This window comes from Streptomyces sp. NPDC002787 (genome assembly GCF_053592095.1).
In genome coordinates this window covers 38,959-53,941 of record NZ_JBSFVC010000032.1, presented here as the reverse complement: position 1 = coordinate 53,941, position 14,983 = coordinate 38,959, and the positions used below count along the sequence as shown (strand labels likewise).

Annotated in this window: 11 protein-coding genes and 1 pseudogene; 3 read left to right on the top strand and 9 right to left on the bottom strand. The window is 71.3% G+C overall.

The annotated features are described in order from the left end of the window. Positions 1 to 287 precede the first annotated feature (287 nt). Together ACWD26_RS35375 and ACWD26_RS35370 are read right to left on the bottom strand one after the other, a co-directional pair. The gene (locus ACWD26_RS35375) at positions 288 to 1,622 is read right to left on the bottom strand and encodes a sensor histidine kinase (RefSeq protein ID WP_451276301.1); all 1,335 of its coding nucleotides are present in this window, start codon (positions 1,620 to 1,622) and stop codon (positions 288 to 290) included. 99 nt (positions 1,623 to 1,721) lie between these two features. After that, the gene (locus ACWD26_RS35370; RefSeq protein WP_451276299.1) at positions 1,722 to 2,411 is read right to left on the bottom strand and encodes a response regulator; all 690 of its coding nucleotides are present in this window, start codon (positions 2,409 to 2,411) and stop codon (positions 1,722 to 1,724) included. A 183-nt stretch (positions 2,412 to 2,594) separates the two neighbouring features. Here ACWD26_RS35370 and ACWD26_RS35365 point away from each other — a divergent pair, with 183 nt between their 5' ends. Both ACWD26_RS35365 and ACWD26_RS35360 read left to right on the top strand, forming a co-directional pair. Next, complete coding sequence (locus tag ACWD26_RS35365; protein ID WP_451276297.1) at positions 2,595 to 2,921, top strand: response regulator transcription factor; 327 nt, start codon at positions 2,595 to 2,597, stop codon at positions 2,919 to 2,921. Between the two features lie 82 nt (positions 2,922 to 3,003). Next, complete coding sequence (locus ACWD26_RS35360; protein WP_451276376.1) at positions 3,004 to 4,212, top strand: MFS transporter; 1,209 nt, start codon at positions 3,004 to 3,006, stop codon at positions 4,210 to 4,212. Between the two features lie 47 nt (positions 4,213 to 4,259). Here the strand turns inward: ACWD26_RS35360 and ACWD26_RS35355 are convergent, their stop codons facing one another. From ACWD26_RS35355 to ACWD26_RS35345, 3 genes are all read right to left on the bottom strand, one after another. After that, positions 4,260 to 4,799 carry a hypothetical protein gene (locus tag ACWD26_RS35355; RefSeq protein ID WP_451276295.1) on the bottom strand — a complete coding sequence of 180 codons (540 nt, stop codon included), beginning with the start codon at positions 4,797 to 4,799 and terminating at the stop codon, positions 4,260 to 4,262. 178 nt (positions 4,800 to 4,977) lie between these two features. Further along, on the bottom strand, positions 4,978 to 6,867 hold the full coding sequence (locus ACWD26_RS35350) for a glycoside hydrolase family 97 catalytic domain-containing protein (RefSeq protein ID WP_451276293.1): 1,890 nt from the start codon (positions 6,865 to 6,867) through the stop codon (positions 4,978 to 4,980). A gap of 47 nt (positions 6,868 to 6,914) precedes the next feature. After that, the gene (locus ACWD26_RS35345) at positions 6,915 to 9,218 is read right to left on the bottom strand and encodes a glycosyl hydrolase family 95 catalytic domain-containing protein (protein ID WP_451276291.1); all 2,304 of its coding nucleotides are present in this window, start codon (positions 9,216 to 9,218) and stop codon (positions 6,915 to 6,917) included. A gap of 245 nt (positions 9,219 to 9,463) precedes the next feature. Here ACWD26_RS35345 and ACWD26_RS35340 point away from each other — a divergent pair, with 245 nt between their 5' ends. Beyond that, entirely contained in the window at positions 9,464 to 10,153 is a 690-nt protein-coding gene (locus ACWD26_RS35340) for a polysaccharide lyase family 7 protein (RefSeq protein WP_451276289.1), read from the top strand. Here the strand turns inward: ACWD26_RS35340 and ACWD26_RS35335 are convergent. The 4 genes and pseudogenes from ACWD26_RS35335 to ACWD26_RS35320 all read right to left on the bottom strand — a co-directional run. Continuing rightward, the gene (locus ACWD26_RS35335; protein WP_451276287.1) at positions 10,138 to 10,953 is read right to left on the bottom strand and encodes a gamma-glutamyl-gamma-aminobutyrate hydrolase family protein; all 816 of its coding nucleotides are present in this window, start codon (positions 10,951 to 10,953) and stop codon (positions 10,138 to 10,140) included. The genes ACWD26_RS35340 and ACWD26_RS35335 overlap by 16 nt on opposite strands. After that, entirely contained in the window at positions 10,950 to 12,440 is a 1,491-nt protein-coding gene (locus tag ACWD26_RS35330) for an aldehyde dehydrogenase (RefSeq protein ID WP_451276285.1), read from the bottom strand. The genes ACWD26_RS35335 and ACWD26_RS35330 overlap by 4 nt, the downstream gene beginning before the upstream one ends. Before the next feature lie 100 nt (positions 12,441 to 12,540). Next, on the bottom strand, positions 12,541 to 13,998 hold the full coding sequence (locus ACWD26_RS35325; RefSeq protein ID WP_451276283.1) for an APC family permease: 1,458 nt from the start codon (positions 13,996 to 13,998) through the stop codon (positions 12,541 to 12,543). Positions 13,999 to 14,307: 309 nt separating this feature from the next. Beyond that, a pseudogene (locus ACWD26_RS35320) lies at positions 14,308 to 14,958 on the bottom strand (TetR/AcrR family transcriptional regulator); the annotation flags it as partial. Between the last annotated feature and the right edge of the window lie 25 nt (positions 14,959 to 14,983).

Here is a 14,983-nt window from a genome sequence, read left to right as displayed (position 1 = left end):
GCCTTGGGTCTTCGACATTAGAGGGCCGGCGGGCCCGGCGCGATTCGCAGAAATGCCTAATTCGCCATCCGGATCGCCTCACCATCGCCGGCCGAGTTCGGCACGGCCTCATTCCGCCGCTCGCTCCGGCAGCGCCGGCCGAGCCAACGATCAACCCGGCAGGGCGTGTTCGGCGTCATCCGCAGCAACGGCTCGCGCTGGCATTGGCGTCAGCCGCTGGGACGATGGCGCTCGCGCCCACCGTGGTAAGGGTGATTCACCCGGGACTTGGTACTGCGGCCGCGGTGCTAGATCGCGTCCCAACTCATCTCCGGCTCCGGCTCCGTGGGGGCATTGCGCTTGGCGTGGCGGCCGGATTGCGGGCGGGGCGTCGCGGCGGTTCCTTCGAGGGTCTCGGAGGCGGATTCGGTGAGGACCGGGAAGTGGGCGATGAGCCACCAGCCGCCGTCGTCGGCCGGGCCCGCGGTCAGGGAACCGCCGACCGCTTCCACGCGCTCACGCAGACCGATCAGACCGTAGCCGCCGTGGCCTCCCGTGGGGCGCGCACCCCGGCGCTCCGCACCGGAGTTGTACACGTCGACGCGGAGCAGGTCCTCGCGCGTGCGGTGCACGCGCACCGTCGCCTGGGCACCCGGCGCGTGCCGCCGTACGTTGGTCAGCGCCTCCTGCACCACGCGATGCACGGCGGAGCCCACCTCGGGCAGCAGACCGCTTCCGCGGGCGGCGCCGGTGATCTCCAGCTGGGCGGCCGACCCGTCACCCTGACCGCTGAACGACGAGACCAGTTTGGTGAGTTCCTCGTACGGCTCCTTGGGGCGCTCGATCGTGGGCTGCTCGCCCTCCTCCCGCAGGATGCTGACCAGACGGCGCATCGAGTCCATGGTCCGCTGCCCGGCTTCGGCGATGTTGCCCAGGATGGGGCCGACCTGGTGGGGCGCGCTCTCGTGGACCACACCGGCGGCGTGTGCCTGCGCGATGATGCCCGTCACATGGTGGGCGACGAAGTCGTGCAGTTCCCGGGCGAGTTGCATGCGCTCGGCGAGCCGTACGGCGGCGATCGTCCGGTTCCGCCGGGCGTCCAGCGTGCGCAGATAGCAGCCCGCTCCGACCGCCCCGCCGACGGCGAACGTCAGCAGGAAGGGATACGTCAGGGTGATGCCGGTGCCGCCGGTGCGCAGGGGTTCGTCGATGACGCTGGCCCCCACCGCGGCGGCCAGCGCGAGGGTGACACCGGGCCGGGTGACGCTGCGGCAGGTGCGGGCGAGCAGGACCAGCAGGCACGCCGTCTCCAGCAGCCCCCATTCGGGCAGGGCCCACCCCATCATCAGGGTGCCGAGCGTCACCGACGTCGAGACGGCCGCGGAGATCCCCGCCCGCCACTCGGTGCTGAGCCGAAGCCGCGGCGCCAGCAGCAGCGCCAGGGCGAGGGAGCCGGTCACGAGCGGCAGCCAGTCGACCGGCCCACGCTGCTGCGAGGCGATGATCCCCAGGTCGAGGAGCCACAGCCCGCCCAGCGCCGGGTACAGGGCACGGTGGTTCAGCCGCTGCGCGGGTAAGCGAGGGGGGCCGTGGTGCGGCTGGGTCGCCCGTGCCGAGAGCGCCGCGAGTGACGAAGTGGTCATACAACCGGAGGCTAGGCATGAGCATGCCTCCCCGGTAGGCGGTGGAACGTTCTGTGGGCAGCGACACAGAGCGACTACCGGACGGTCACAGAATCTCCTTCAACGTCCCGTGCGGACCGTCCCGTTGGCCCACGCCCACGCGGCCACCTCGACGCGGTTGCGCACGCCGAGCTTGTGGTGGATATGGCCCAGATGGGTCTTCACGGTGGACAGCGACAGGCACAGCTCGTCGCTGATCTCCTGGTTGGTACGGCCCACCGCGACCAGCCGGGCGACCTCCAACTCCCGGCTGCTGAGCGACGATTCGGCTACACCGATGCCGTTCGCCGGCGCCGACACCCGCTCCTCCAGCTGCTTCAGCAGCCGGACCGTCACCGCGGGCGAGACCAGCGCGTCGCCACGCGCCGCCGCCCGCACCGCCTCGATCAGCAGCGCGGGCGCGGCGTCCTTGAGGAGGAAGCCGCAAGCGCCGTTGCGCAGCGCCACGTTGAGGTAGTCGTCCTGGTCGAAGCTGGTGACCACCACGACCTGGATCGGGTGTGTCGCTCCGGGACCGGCCAGCAGCCGGGTCACCTCCAGCCCGTCCAGCTTCGGCATACGGACGTCCACCAGACACACATCGGGCCGCAACGCCCGCGCCAACTCCACACAGGTGAGCCCGTCGGGGGCCTCCGCGACCACCTCGATGCCCTCCTGGGCGTCGAGGATGAGACGGAAACCGGTCCGGACCAGATCCTGATCGTCGGCGATGATCACACGTGTCGGGGGGCTGCTCACGAGCCCGAGCATGTCATGGATCACGCGGCCGGTCCGGCCGTCCGTGGAATGACGACTGGTCGATCGACCGATGACTACCGCCGGGTATCGGTCGAACGGTCGATGGCCGGGGCCCGGATGTCACGAAAGAGTCACCACGCCCCAGGCGGACGAAGCCGCGGGTCCTCGACCCCCCTTTCGAACAAGGCAGGCACCATGGCAATGGACAGTTCTGGCCGGCTCAGCGACCGGGAACTGGAGATCCTTCTTCTGGCAGCCCACGGCATGTCCGACGCGGACATGTCCCGCAAGCTGTCGATCTCGCCCCGTACGGTCGCGTGTCACATGCGCAGCGTCCGGGAGAAGCTGTGCGCGAAGAACCGCACGCATCTCGTCGTGATGGCCCTCCGCGTGGGAATCCTCGCGCTGCGGACGGACTGGGCGGAACTGACGGACCGTCCGACCCGGCCGGACCGGTTGGACGAAACGTTCCGCTTGACGGGGCGGAGCCGGACTCAGGCCCAGCGGGTCGGCGTCGCGTAGCGAGTGACCGCCCCTGCGCGAACTCCGCTGCAGGATGGCATAGTTGGGACTCCATGCCGTCGAGTCGATGGGAGAGCGGTGGATGCCGAGTGGGCTGGTCGCGCTGGCGCTCGGCGGGTTCGGCATCGGCCTGACGGAGTTTCTGATCGCGGGGCTCCTGCCGCAGGTGGCGTCGAGTTTCGAGGTGTCCGAGGCGGCGGCGGGCCGGCTGATCTCCGGGTACGCGCTGAGCGTCGCGATCGGCGCGATCCTGCTGACCGCGGCGACGGCGCGGCTGCCCCGCAAGCAGGTCCTGATCGGTCTGGTGGCGTTGTTCGTCATCGGCAACCTGATGTCCGCCCTCGCGCCGAACTACGCGGTGATGATGCTCGGGCGGATCGTCGCGGCGCTGTGCCACGGCTCGTTCTTCGGCATCGGCTCGCTGGTCGCTCGGGGTCTGGTTGCGCCGGAGAGGAAGTCCCGCGCGGTGGCGGTGATGTTCGCCGGCCTGACGCTCGCGAACGTGCTGGGCGTGCCGTTCGGCGCCCTGGTCGGTGAGCGTTGGGGCTGGCGGGCGGCCTTCTGGGCGGTCACCGTGATCGGCGTGCTCGCGCTTGCGGGAATCGTCGCCCTCGTCCCGGCCGGGGCGGGAGACACCCGCCCCGCGACACCTCCGGGCCGCACCGGATCCCCGTCGTCGGCCGACGGGCTGCGGGCCCAGTTCCGGGCGTTCCGCTCCTGGCAGGTCTGGCTGACGCTGACGGCCACCGCGCTCGGTTACGGCGGGATGTTCGGCGCGTTCAGCTATATCGCCTACACCTTCACCGAGGTCGGCGGTTTCGCCTCGGCGGACGTCGCCTGGTTGTTGATGGTGTACGGCGTCGGTCTGGTCGTGGGGAACCTGGTCGGCGGACGCGCCGCCGACCGCGATCGGGACCGAGCCCTGCTCGTCGCCCTGCTCGGACTCACCCTCACCCTGGCCGTGTTCGGTCTGCTCGCCCACAGCGCCACCGCGTCGGTGATCCTGGTGTTCCTGATGGGGGTGACCGGCTTCGCCGCCGTGCCCGGCATGATCACCCGCGTCACCGACTACGCCCACGGCGCCGCCCTCGCCGCCAGCGCCAACGTGTCCGCCTCCAACATCGGCAACGCGCTCGGCGCCTGGCTCGGCGGCCTGGCCATCACCGCGGGCCTCGGCTACACGGCGCCGCTCTACGTCGGCGCCGCCATCACCCTCACCTCCGTCGCCGTCATGGCCGTCGCCGCACACCGAGCCAGGTCTGAGGCGCGGCGGTCCCAGCACGCCGTGTGAACGGACGCCGGCCGGTGTGCGGGAGGTTCAACGGCACGGTCCGGACGTCATGCCGCCAGTTCGCTCCCCTCTCGCAGGGCCGAGTCCATGGACCGGCAGCGTTCGAGGAAGCGGCGGCGCATCCGGAGGATCCACCAGCAGAACGCGGCCACGCCCGCGGCGAAGAACAGCGGGAAGACCACGGAACCGGCGGCCACTCCGAGAACCACCATGCCGGCCGCGAGGAGGGCCATGAAGCCCAGCCAGTACGGCAGCAACCGGCCTCCCCGCTCCAACTGCCCCAGATGCTGGGCGACCAGCCGCCGCATGGCCGCCCGCTCCTCGGGGGCACCGGGCACTTCGCGGTGCCGGAGTTTGCGGTTGAGCTCGGCGACGCCGCGGGCGTCGGTGCCCACGGCACGGGCGACCTTGCGGCGATTCATGGCCAGGAAGGCCACGATGATGGCGGTGTAGAGCACGCTCTGCACCACCCACCACACCGGATGCTCGTCCCGGCGGAACAGGGCGTTGACACCCATGCCCATCAGGAAGACCAGGACTGCCTGCAGGGTCAGACTGCGGTCGAGCCAGCGCTTGAAGGAGCGCACGGCACGTACCTCCTCGGATTCGAACGGGGATCCGCTGAACTCCCCGAGTACCCCGCCGATTCCGGTCTACCGCACACTTTCTGACGCTTCGTCATCATCAGGACGCCCCCCCGCGACCACCTCGTCGAGCCGCACGACGAGGTGGTCGCGGTCGGACCGGTGAGGGAGATCCTGACCCTCAGCGGTGGCAGGTGGTGACCCCCGGGCGCCAGGGGCAGGCGAGGGCGGCGAAACCGCCGTTGGCGACGACGTCGACGGCGAGGGTGTCGCCGCCGCGCAGGACCCGCCGGTCCTGCACGAGGCCGTCGGCGCCGTCCCGGACCGTCTCGACCAGCCAGCGTCCGGGGCCGAGGGACAGCGGTACCTCCGCCGTGCGGGCCGCGCCGGCGTACACCCCGCCCAGGAACCAGCGGTCACCGCCGCGACGGGCGATCACGGCCTCCTCGCCGGGCCGTCCGGCGAGGAGCCGGGTGTCGTCCCAGGCGGCCGGGACCTGGTCGAAGTAGGCCCGGGCGAGCGGCCGGGCGTCGTACGACTCCGGGGTGCCGGCGAACATCTGCAGGCCCGACTCGTAGGCGACGGAGAGCCCGACCTCGGCCGCGTCGGAGTTGGGGCGCAGTCCGACGCGCTGGAAGGCACCGGGGGTGAAGTCCATGGAACCGATGACGTTGCGGGTGAAGGGCAGGGTGGTGAGGTGGGCGGCGGTGTTGGTCCGCTTCTCCTCGCCCGCGACACCCTCCAGGGTCATGACGTGCGGCCAGGTGCGCTGGATGCCCTTGGGGATCGTGGAGCCGTGGAAGTTGACCAGAAGGTGGTGGGCGGCCGTCTCCGGGAGGATCGCGTCGTACCACTGGAGCGTGGACTGCGCCTCGGAGTCCATGAAGTCGATCTTGACGCCCTTGACGCCCCAGCGTTCCAGTGTCGGCAGCCACTGGGCGCGTTCCTCTGCCGTGTCGAGGTCACGTTGGTGGATCCACACGATGATCCCGACGCCCTTGGCGCGCGCGTACCGGACGAGTTCGGGCATCCAGCTGTTGGTCTGCCAGTCCGGGTCGGTGGTGTCCCACGCGTCGGACCTGAAGTACCAGCCCGCGTCGACGGCCTCGTAGGGCCAGCCGCGTTCGGCGGCGTAGTCGACGTAGGCCTTCTGCGCGGCGAGGCTCTGGCCCGCCGGGCGGCCGCCGGCGAGCCAGGTCCACAGCGCGGTGCCGGGCCTGATCCAGGAACGGTCGCGGACCTTGGAGGCGGGCGCGAGGTCGTCGGTGAAGGTGGAACGGGTGACGGTGGCCAGGTCACCGGTGACCATGGCTCGCCAGGGGGTGGTGAGGGGGCCGTCGGCCTGGACCCGGTCGTCGGCGAGCGCGACACGGTAGGTGCCGCTGCCCTGGTCGTGGGTGAGCCGGGCGCCGGAGTAGGCGCCGGTGAGATCGGACTCGGCGAGCAGGGTGTAGCCGCCGTCGGTCTCGAACAGCGCCTGGTCCGAGTACGCGCCGGTGGGGGCGCCGGCGGCGGTGTACCGGACGAACTGGCCCTCGTTGTCGACGCGGTAGGTGCTGAGCCACGCGTTCGCGTCCGCCGGCAGGGTGAACGCGGAGGTCTCGCCGAGCACATCGCCGTACCCGGCGGGCAGGACGTACCGGTAGGCGACACCGTCGGCGGAGGCGCGGACGATCAGGTCGAGCCGGGCACCGGCGGCGGTCGCGAACGACAGCCGGCTCTCGTTCATCCGGACCCGGCGGTCCAGCCGCTTGCCGGCCTTCGTCCGGTACCGCTCGTCCACCACCCGGTCCTTGCGGTGCAGGAAGCGCAGCCCCTCGGACAGATCGGCCTGTTCGGTGACGATGCCGACGGGCGACGGCTCGATGACCGTACGGCCGCCCCGGGACACCGACAGGCTCAGGGCGCCGGTGGTGCCGTCGAGCGACACCCGCGCGCGCGGCGCGTCTGCCGCGGCGGACACGGCCCAGACGCGGTCGTGCTGCTCGGCCCGCGCCGGCACGGTCGTGAGAAGGGTGGCCACCAGCCCGGCGCAGAGCCCGGCGACCGCGGTCCTGATGGGAACCGCCATGGGAAATCCTCCCTGTTGATGAGTACCTGGCCCCGGCACAGCGGCCGCTACGGCAGTCCCCAGGCCGCGCCCGGTTCACTGACGGCGACGGGGGCGATGACGAGGTCGGGCCGGGAGCCCGAGTGGACGAGCACCTCGCGGCCCCGGGGCAGGTCGATGGCGAGAGTGCCGTCGTCCAGATCCTCGGTGCGGGCCGGGGTGCCGTCGTCGAGGAGCACGGTGAGGCGGCCGGTGAGGCCGTGCCTGAGCCTGAGCGGCTCGCCGGCGAGGCTCCTGATCCGGATGAACCGGGTCGCCCCCGCCTTGCGAACGGCACTGACCAGGAAGGCGCCCTGGGTACGGAAGTCGTGCAGCGTGACGTCCGCCCACGCGGTCGGGACGGCGGGGAAGACACGGATCACGCCGCCCCAGCTCTGGCAGAACATGTCGTGCAGCGACTGCGAGGCGGACAGCGGCGTCTCGATGACCGGACCGGCCTCGGTGTAGTGGGTGTTGGCCTGGCAGGGGTAGCGGGTGGTGGGATCGAAGAACTTCCGCAGATAGGTGATCGCGGTGTCGCCGTCGCCGGTCATCGCGTACATCGAGGCGGCCCCGGTGTAGCTGTAACCCCGGTGGGCGCTGGGCAGCGCGTGCCAGCGGACGACCGACTTGGTGATCAGGTCGCGGTTCTCGGGCTGTTCCCAGTTGACGAGGTACAGCGGATAGACCATCAGCAGATGCGAGTAGTGCCGGTGGGACTGCGCGTACGGGGTGTCGGCGCCGATCATGTAGCCGTTGTCGTCGACCGGGTACGGGGTGAGCCGGGTCAGCACCTCCTGCCAGCGGGGGATCAACTCGTCGTCCACCCCCAGCAGTTCGGCGGAGTCGATGAGCGTCTGACAGCCCCAGCGGATGAGGGCCAGGTCGTAGTTGGTGTCCTGCGGCGGGACGACCGGGTACTCGGGTGAGAGCGTGCTCGGCAGATGCAGCCTGCCGTCGCTGCCCGGGGTGAGGAAGTGCAGGTAGTAGTTGATCGTCCGGCGCAGTATCGGGAAGACCGTGTCCCGCAGCAGGGCCTTGTCCATGGAGTGCCGGTAGGTCAGCCACACGTTGTGCAGCGCCCAGGTGAGGTTGCCGACCTCGGTGCCGCCGCCGGGCCGGCCCACCCCCCGGTTGGCGAACATGTCGGAGCTGCGGCCGACGCCGGAGCTGTCCGCGCGGTAGGCGGCGGGGACGTTGGCGATCAGCTGTTCCTGGTTCTGCCGCACCGTGGTGGCGAGCGCGTCGAGCTCCAGGTGGTTGGAGCCGTGGACGATCCAGTACTCCAGCTGGATGTTGAGGTTCCACCAGACCGCGGGCCAGGGCGTCGGCTCCAGCCACGGCCCGCAGGTGGCCATGACTGGGCCGCCCGCCCGGCTGGCGGAGGCGACCTTGTAGAGCTGGATCCAGTGGAAGCTCTGCAGCCGCTCGTCGGGGAACGAGACGAAGCTCTTCGGATAGAAGGCGTGCCACCAGCGGGTGTGCCGTCGCCGGAGGGCGCCGTAGGACCGCGCGCGCCGGAGATGGCGCAACGAGTCGGCCTCGGCGGCGGTGGTCGAGGGCGCACTGTGGCCGACGCTGAGCAGCAGTTCGTCGCCGTCGCGGCGGTAGGCGGTGGCGGTCTGGCCGGTGAGCAGGGGCTGGAGCACCTGTTCGGTGCCGTCGGTGGTGGTCCGGGTGGTCCAGGGCGGGTTGGGGGTGTACCCGGTGGGCGGGGCCTCGCTGATCTTCCGGGGGCTGATGGCCTCCTCGGGGTGGAAGGTCCAGACGACCCGCTCGTCGCCGTCGGCCGCCACCCGGGTGGCCAGGACCTCGTCGTGGATGAGGGCGGAGAGGGTGAGGGTGCCGGCGGTGGTGGTGACGGTGCCGGTGAGTTCGGCGTTCCACAGACTCAGTCGCCAGTCGACGGCGGTGATGGTGCCGACCGGATCGAGCGTGAGGTGTCCGACCGGTAGCCGGCAGGTGCCCCAGCCGCTGCCGAACTCGGGCCGGTGGTCCTGGACCCGGCCGTGCTGGACGGTGAAGCGGATCCGGTTGGCGCCCGGCTCCTGGTAGACCATGCTGCCGAGCAGTCCGTCGCCGAGGAACGGGCCCTCGTACCAGCGGGTGGGCAGTCTGGTCCAGCGGAGGTCCTGGTCGCGCAGGAACCGGTGCCAGGAGCCGTCGGTGGTCATGGTGTCGCGGAGTCTCCAGGGGCGTTCGCCGCCCGAGGACACGGTCTCGGCGCCGGCGGGAGATGCCGCCGGTAAGGATTCTCCGGCGAGGGCCGTCCCGGGCAGGGCCGCCGCTGCCGCTCCGCCCAGTGCGGTGCCGAGTACGGCTCGGCGGGGCATCGGTGAGTGCTTCCCCGAGTGCGAGGTCACATCGTCCTCCAGACCTGACGGGTCATCGATACATCGGGTGTATCGGCGAACCTAGGCAGACTTTGTGTACCTGTCAATGGTGTGGGTGTGGCGAGATCTAGGTGAACTGAGGCCTGAATTAGGCTGTAGGGCGGCGGAGTTGGGCTCCATGCTCACAAGGGCAAGCTGGTACAGACGTTTAACTCATCCGATGTATCGAGGAGTCGAGGTACGCGATGAACAGACGAAGCGTCTTACGGGCGGGAGCAGGCCTGCTGGCCGGCGGTGCCGCGCTCACCCTGCCGCCGGTCCCGCTCGCCGGTGCCGCGCCTGCGGCCCCGGCCGCCGACCCGACCGACGGCTGGACGAGAACCTCGTTCACGTACAGCTGGCAGAAGCCGTGGAACCTCGACCTCGGCGACCGGCACAGCCACAGCGGCGGCGTCCACCGTATGTGGGTGTACAGCACCGACGAGCCGTTCGAGGAGGGCAACTCCACCGACCCGCGCACCGAGATGCGGTGGAAGAACGACTACACGACGGGCGGCCACATGTGGGACGCCGACGTCTACCTCCCGGCCGGCACCGACCGCGCGTCGTTCGTCCAGATCCTGCGCACCCGCCGCCCCTCCGGCACCCCGGCCACCGACATCATGCTCAACATCGTCGCCACGGGCGGCGGCACCGTGCGGCGCTACGACGGCACGGTGCTCAAGACCGGCGCGTACGACACGTGGTTCAACGTGAAGATCGCCCACGTGGCGAGCGGCGGCACCGGGACCATCAAGGTCTACTTCGACGACTCCCTCGTCCTCACCGTCGACGACCGGGGCCCCGCCACCCGCTACTTCAAGAACGGCGTCTACCACCACGGCTCGGGCCGCGCCGAGGCCCGCTTCCGGAACATCGCCTACTGGACGCGCTGACCGGCCGACCGCGAGACACCCGGTCGGGGCGGCCTCGCGTCGCCGCCCGGAACGCGGCGGCCCGCCGCTCGGACGAAGGCGTCGAAGAGGTTCTGCTGGGCGGGGTCTTCGTCCGCCGTGTCCTCGGGGTGCCACTGGACGGCGGTGAACCACCCGGCCGCTGCGGGGAGTTCGAGTGCTTCCGGTGTGCCGTCGGCGGCGCGAGCGGTGATCTCCAGGCCCGCGCCGAGGCGGTCCACCCGCTGGTGGTGGTAGCAGGAGGCCTCCACCTTCTGTGCGCCGGTGGCCCGCTCCAGCAGGGTGCCGCGCCGGATCGCCACCGGGTGCACGAGGTGCCGGTGCTCGCGGTCCGGGCCGCCCATGTCCTGCTCCAGGGTGCCGCCGAGGGCGACGTTGACGACCTGGAGGCCGCGGCAGACCGCCAGCAGGGGCAGGCCCGAGTCCAGTGCGGCGCGGGCCACGTGGAGGTCGAACGCGTCCTGTGCCTCGTCCACGTCGTAGACGCTGTCGTGGGTGTCGGTGGCGCCGTAGCGGTGCGGGGCGAGGTCGCCGCCGCCCGGGAGGAGGACGCCGTCGAAGCGGGCGAGGCGCGCGGCGACGTCGCTGTCGGCGGGGTGGATGCTCGCCGGTTCACCGCCCGCCCGCCAGACGGCCTCGATCAGGGCGCGGGCGTTGACCTCGGCGGCGTAGCGCAGCGCGGAGGTCGTGGCGGAGAAGCGGGCGGGGACGGCGATGAGCGGCCGCACGGGCGTCGTCGCGGGTCGCACGGGGGTCGTCGCGGGTCGCGCGGGCGTCGTCACAGCTGGATCCACGTGGTCTTGAGCTCGGTGTACTTCTCGAGGGCGTGGGCGGACTTGTCGCGCCCGTTGCCCGACTGCTTCATGCCGCCGAACGGGACGGTCAGATCGCCCTCCTCGTAGCAGTTGACCCAGACCGTGCCGGCCCTGAGCGCGCGCGAGACCTTGTGCGCGGTGGACAGGTCGGAGGTCCACAGCCCGGCGGCGAGACCGTACTCGGTGGCGTTGGCGAGCCGTACCGCCTCGTCGAGGTCGTCGAAGGCGAGGACGGACAGCACCGGGCCGAAGATCTCCTCGCGGGCCAGCCGCATGCCCGGCTCCACCCCGTCGAAGACGGTCGGCCGCAGATAGCTGCCGCCCGTGTCGGCCAGTGTGCGACCGCCGCCGGTCAGCAGCCGGGCGCCCTCGTCGAGGCCGGTGCCGATGTGGTCGAGGACGCGTTCCAGATGGCTCTCGCCCACCATCGCGCCCATCTCGGTCGCCGGGTCGAGCGGGTCGCCGACCCGCAGTTCCCGCGCCCGGGCCACGATCGCCTCGGTGACCCGTTCGGCGACGGAGGAGTGCACCAGGAGCCGGGAGGGGGCCGTGCACATCTCGCCCTGGTTGAAGAAGATGCCCCAGGCCGCGGTGGCGGCGGCCTTCTCCAGGTCGGGGGCGTCGGGAAGGATGATGTTCGGCGACTTGCCGCCCAGCTCCAGCCAGACGCGCTTGAGGTTGGAGTCGGCGGCGTAGCGCAGGAAGTGGCGGCCGACGGCGGTGGAGCCGGTGAACGCGAGGACGTCCACATCGGGGTGCAGCCCGATCGCCCGGCCGGCCGCCGGCCCGTCACCCGTCACGACGTTGAGCACACCCGGCGGCAGTCCGGCCTCGGTGGCGATCCGGCCCAGGAGCAGCGCCGACAGCGGGGAGTTCTCCGAGGGCTTCAGGACGACGGCGCAGCCCGCGGCCAGCGCCGGGGCCACCTTCCAACTCGCCAGTGTCAGAGGGAAGTTCCACGGCACGACGGCGCCCACGACACCCGCGGGCTCCCGGGTGATCAGGGCGAGGGCGTCGGGGGCGGTGTGCGGGGACTCGTCGGTGAGTTTGTCGGCCAGCTGCCCGTACCAGCGGAAGGTGGTGATGGCGGCGCGCAGTTCGATGTCGTACGCGTCGGTGATCGGCTTGCCCATCTCCAGGGTGATGGTCAGGGCGAGCTTCTCCCGCCGCTCTTCGAGCAGTTCGGCGATACGCAGGAGGACGCGGCCGCGGTCGGCGGGTGCGAGGCGTGGCCAGGGGCCGGAGTCGAAGGCCCGGCGGGCGGCGGCCACGGCCAGGTCGACCTCGGCGGCGCGGGCGTCGGCGACCTCGACGAGGACCTGACCGTCACGCGGGGAGACGACGGCGAAGGAGGCGCCCCCGCCCGGCTCGTCCGTGCCGTCGATGTGGTGCTGGGCGGGCAGGTCCAGTTCCTCGGCTCGACGGAGCAGGGAGTCATGGGCGAGGGCGGGCATCAGCTCTCCTTCTCGGGGTTCGGATCGATGACAGTGAGCGGGCGGTCAGCCCGTGAGGGTCGTGCCGTGCGGTTGGGCCGTGACAGTCGTGCCGTGACGGTCAGGGCGTGACGGTCGGCCCGCGCCGGGTCAGCCGTGCCACGACGAGTCCGAGGACCAGCACCACCGGGACGGTCAGCTGCAGCCACAGGGCGGTGTTCGGATCACCGCCGATGAGCGTGGTGAAGTTCTCGAGGATCAGCCAGATCGCCCCGGCGATGCCGAGCGCGCCCAGAACCGGTGCGATCAGGGTGTTCCAGGGCCGGGTGTCGGCACGGGAGCGGCGGAAGAAGACGACCACGGAGACGGAGGTCAGGAAGTAGAGGAGCATGCTCCCCAGCACGGCGACGCCGCTGAACCAGGAGAAGAGCGTCAGGACCGGGTCCTTGCCCAGCAGCGCGAACGGCATGACCAGGGCCACCGCGATCACCGTCTGGACGATGCCGGCCACCCAGGGGGAGTGGCGCCCGTTGAGCGCGGTCAGCCCGTGCGGCAGCAGACCCTCGCGGCCCATGGAGAACAGATAGCGGTTCGCGGAGTTGTGGAAGGCCAGAATGCCGGCGAACAGCGAGGTGGCCAGCAGGACGGGCAGCACATCGCCGGTCCACGCGCCGAACTGGGCCGCGACGGGGGCGAAGACCCAGCCCGCCGCGTCGCCGCCCTCCAGCGCCTTGCCCGCCTCGGCCGTCGCCCGGGACGCGCCGTGCGCGGAGACCAGCATCCATGCGGTGAAGGCGAAGAAACAGGTGACCACCAGGACCGACAGATAGGTGGCGCGCGGGACCGTCTTCTTCGGCTCCCGGGCCTCCTCGCCGTAGATGGCGGTCGCCTCGAAGCCGAACATCGACGCCACGGCGAACATCAGCGCCACCCCGGGAGCGCCCTGGAGCGCCGCGTCCGGCGAGAAGCTGTCGGCGAATCCGAGCCCCTCGGGGCCGCCGCCCTTGACGAAGGTCACGACGGCGAAGGCGATCAGGATGCTGAACTCCGCCAGGACGAACACCGCCAGCACCTTGGCGCCCATCTCGATCCCGGCGGCGCCGAGGACCTGGACGACCACCATGGTGACCAGCGCCCACACCCACCAGGCGATCCGTACGCCGGCGTAGTGCTCCACAAGGCCGCTCACCGTCGCGCCGTACAGCCCGTACATCGCGGCCTGGATCGCGCAGTAGGCGAAGAGCGCGACACCGGCGCTGCCGGAGCCGGCCGAGCGGCCCAGCCCCTTGCCGATGTACGTGTAGAAGGCGCCGGCGTCCACGACATGGCGGCCCATGGCGACGAAGCCGACGGAGAACAGCAGGATCACGACGCCGGCCGCGAGATACGCGGCGGGGGCGCCGGCCCCGTTGCCTATGACGACGGCGATGGGGACGGCGCCGGCGATGCCGGTCAGCGGTGCCTGGGCGGAAAGGACGAAGAAGAGGATGCCCAGGACGCCCAGGGAGTCGGGCTTGAGCCTGCCTGCCGTGGATGGATCTTGTGTGCTGTGCGGGGCGACCGCCGTCTGACTGTCCACTCGGATCACCTGTCGGGGACGGGGAGGGATGAGGGAGGTGTTCGTTTAGGCCCAAACGAGTTGCCTTATCGTGGGCCCGAACTATCCGTTTGGCAAGGGGTCGGGTGAAGATTTTCGGCAGGTGTGACAGACGTGCGCGGGAATGCCGAAAGGCCCCGGGCGTCGGACGCCCGGGACCACAACCGCTGAGGTCAGAGGCTATGTGCGGGCGTCGTCGGCCGCGTCGGCCTCGCCCGCCGCGTCGGCCTCGCCCGCTGCGTCGGCCTCGCCCGCTGCGTCGGCCTCGCCCGCTGCGTCGGCCTCGCCCGCTGCGTCGGCCTCGCCCGCTGCGTCGGCCTCGCCGCCCCGACGGTCGTCGCCGTCCGCGTGGAGCAGCCGCAGGAGGGCGCGCAGCTCCTCCACGGCCCGCTCCGTGACCTCCGGCTCGTTGAAGACGAGCTGATGCAGGACCAGACCGTCGAGCGCGGCGAAGACCAGCCGTGTCAGCGCCTTGTCCGCGCCGGCCGGGAGCATACGGCCCAGCTCGCGCTGGGCCGCGTCGAAGTACTCGTCGTACAGCTCCCGGATCTGCGGCAGCAGCTCCGGCCGGCGGCGGGACTCCAGCAGCAGCTCGTACTGGAACGCCTGGGTGTCCGGGTCGGCCGTGACCATCTCGGAGAGCCCGGTGGAGAAGTCCGCGACCTTGCCGGTGCCCGGTTCGAGGGAACTCGTGTTCAGCGAGGTGCGGATCGTGTGGGCGAGGGCCTCCTCGATCAGCGCGTCGCGCGAGCCGAAGTGGTGCACGACCAGACCGTGGGTGACCCCCGCCTCCTCCGCGACGGCCCGGTAGGTGAGCTTGCGCAACCCGCCCCGCGCCACCACGTGCACGGCGGCGTTGAGCAGGGCCTCGCGCCCCTCGCCGTAGTGCAGGCGCTTGCGCGGCTTCCGGCTCTCGGGGGCGGCCTCGGCGGAGTCGGTCATGCGGGTGACCCTACCGGCCCGCCCC

Excerpts from the sequence above, each read along its gene's own strand:
- ACWD26_RS35375 (WP_451276301.1), bottom strand. The coding sequence starts at position 1,622 with ATGACCACTTCGTCACTCGCGGCGCTCTCGGCACGGGCGACCCAGCCG.
- ACWD26_RS35370 (WP_451276299.1), bottom strand. The coding sequence starts at position 2,411 with ATGCTCGGGCTCGTGAGCAGCCCCCCGACACGTGTGATCATCGCCGAC.
- ACWD26_RS35365 (WP_451276297.1), top strand. The coding sequence starts at position 2,595 with ATGGCAATGGACAGTTCTGGCCGGCTCAGCGACCGGGAACTGGAGATC.
- ACWD26_RS35360 (WP_451276376.1), top strand. The coding sequence starts at position 3,004 with ATGCCGAGTGGGCTGGTCGCGCTGGCGCTCGGCGGGTTCGGCATCGGC.
- ACWD26_RS35350 (WP_451276293.1), bottom strand. The coding sequence starts at position 6,867 with ATGGCGGTTCCCATCAGGACCGCGGTCGCCGGGCTCTGCGCCGGGCTG.
- ACWD26_RS35345 (WP_451276291.1), bottom strand. The coding sequence starts at position 9,218 with ATGCCCCGCCGAGCCGTACTCGGCACCGCACTGGGCGGAGCGGCAGCG.
- ACWD26_RS35340 (WP_451276289.1), top strand. The coding sequence starts at position 9,464 with ATGAACAGACGAAGCGTCTTACGGGCGGGAGCAGGCCTGCTGGCCGGC.
- ACWD26_RS35330 (WP_451276285.1), bottom strand. The coding sequence starts at position 12,440 with ATGCCCGCCCTCGCCCATGACTCCCTGCTCCGTCGAGCCGAGGAACTG.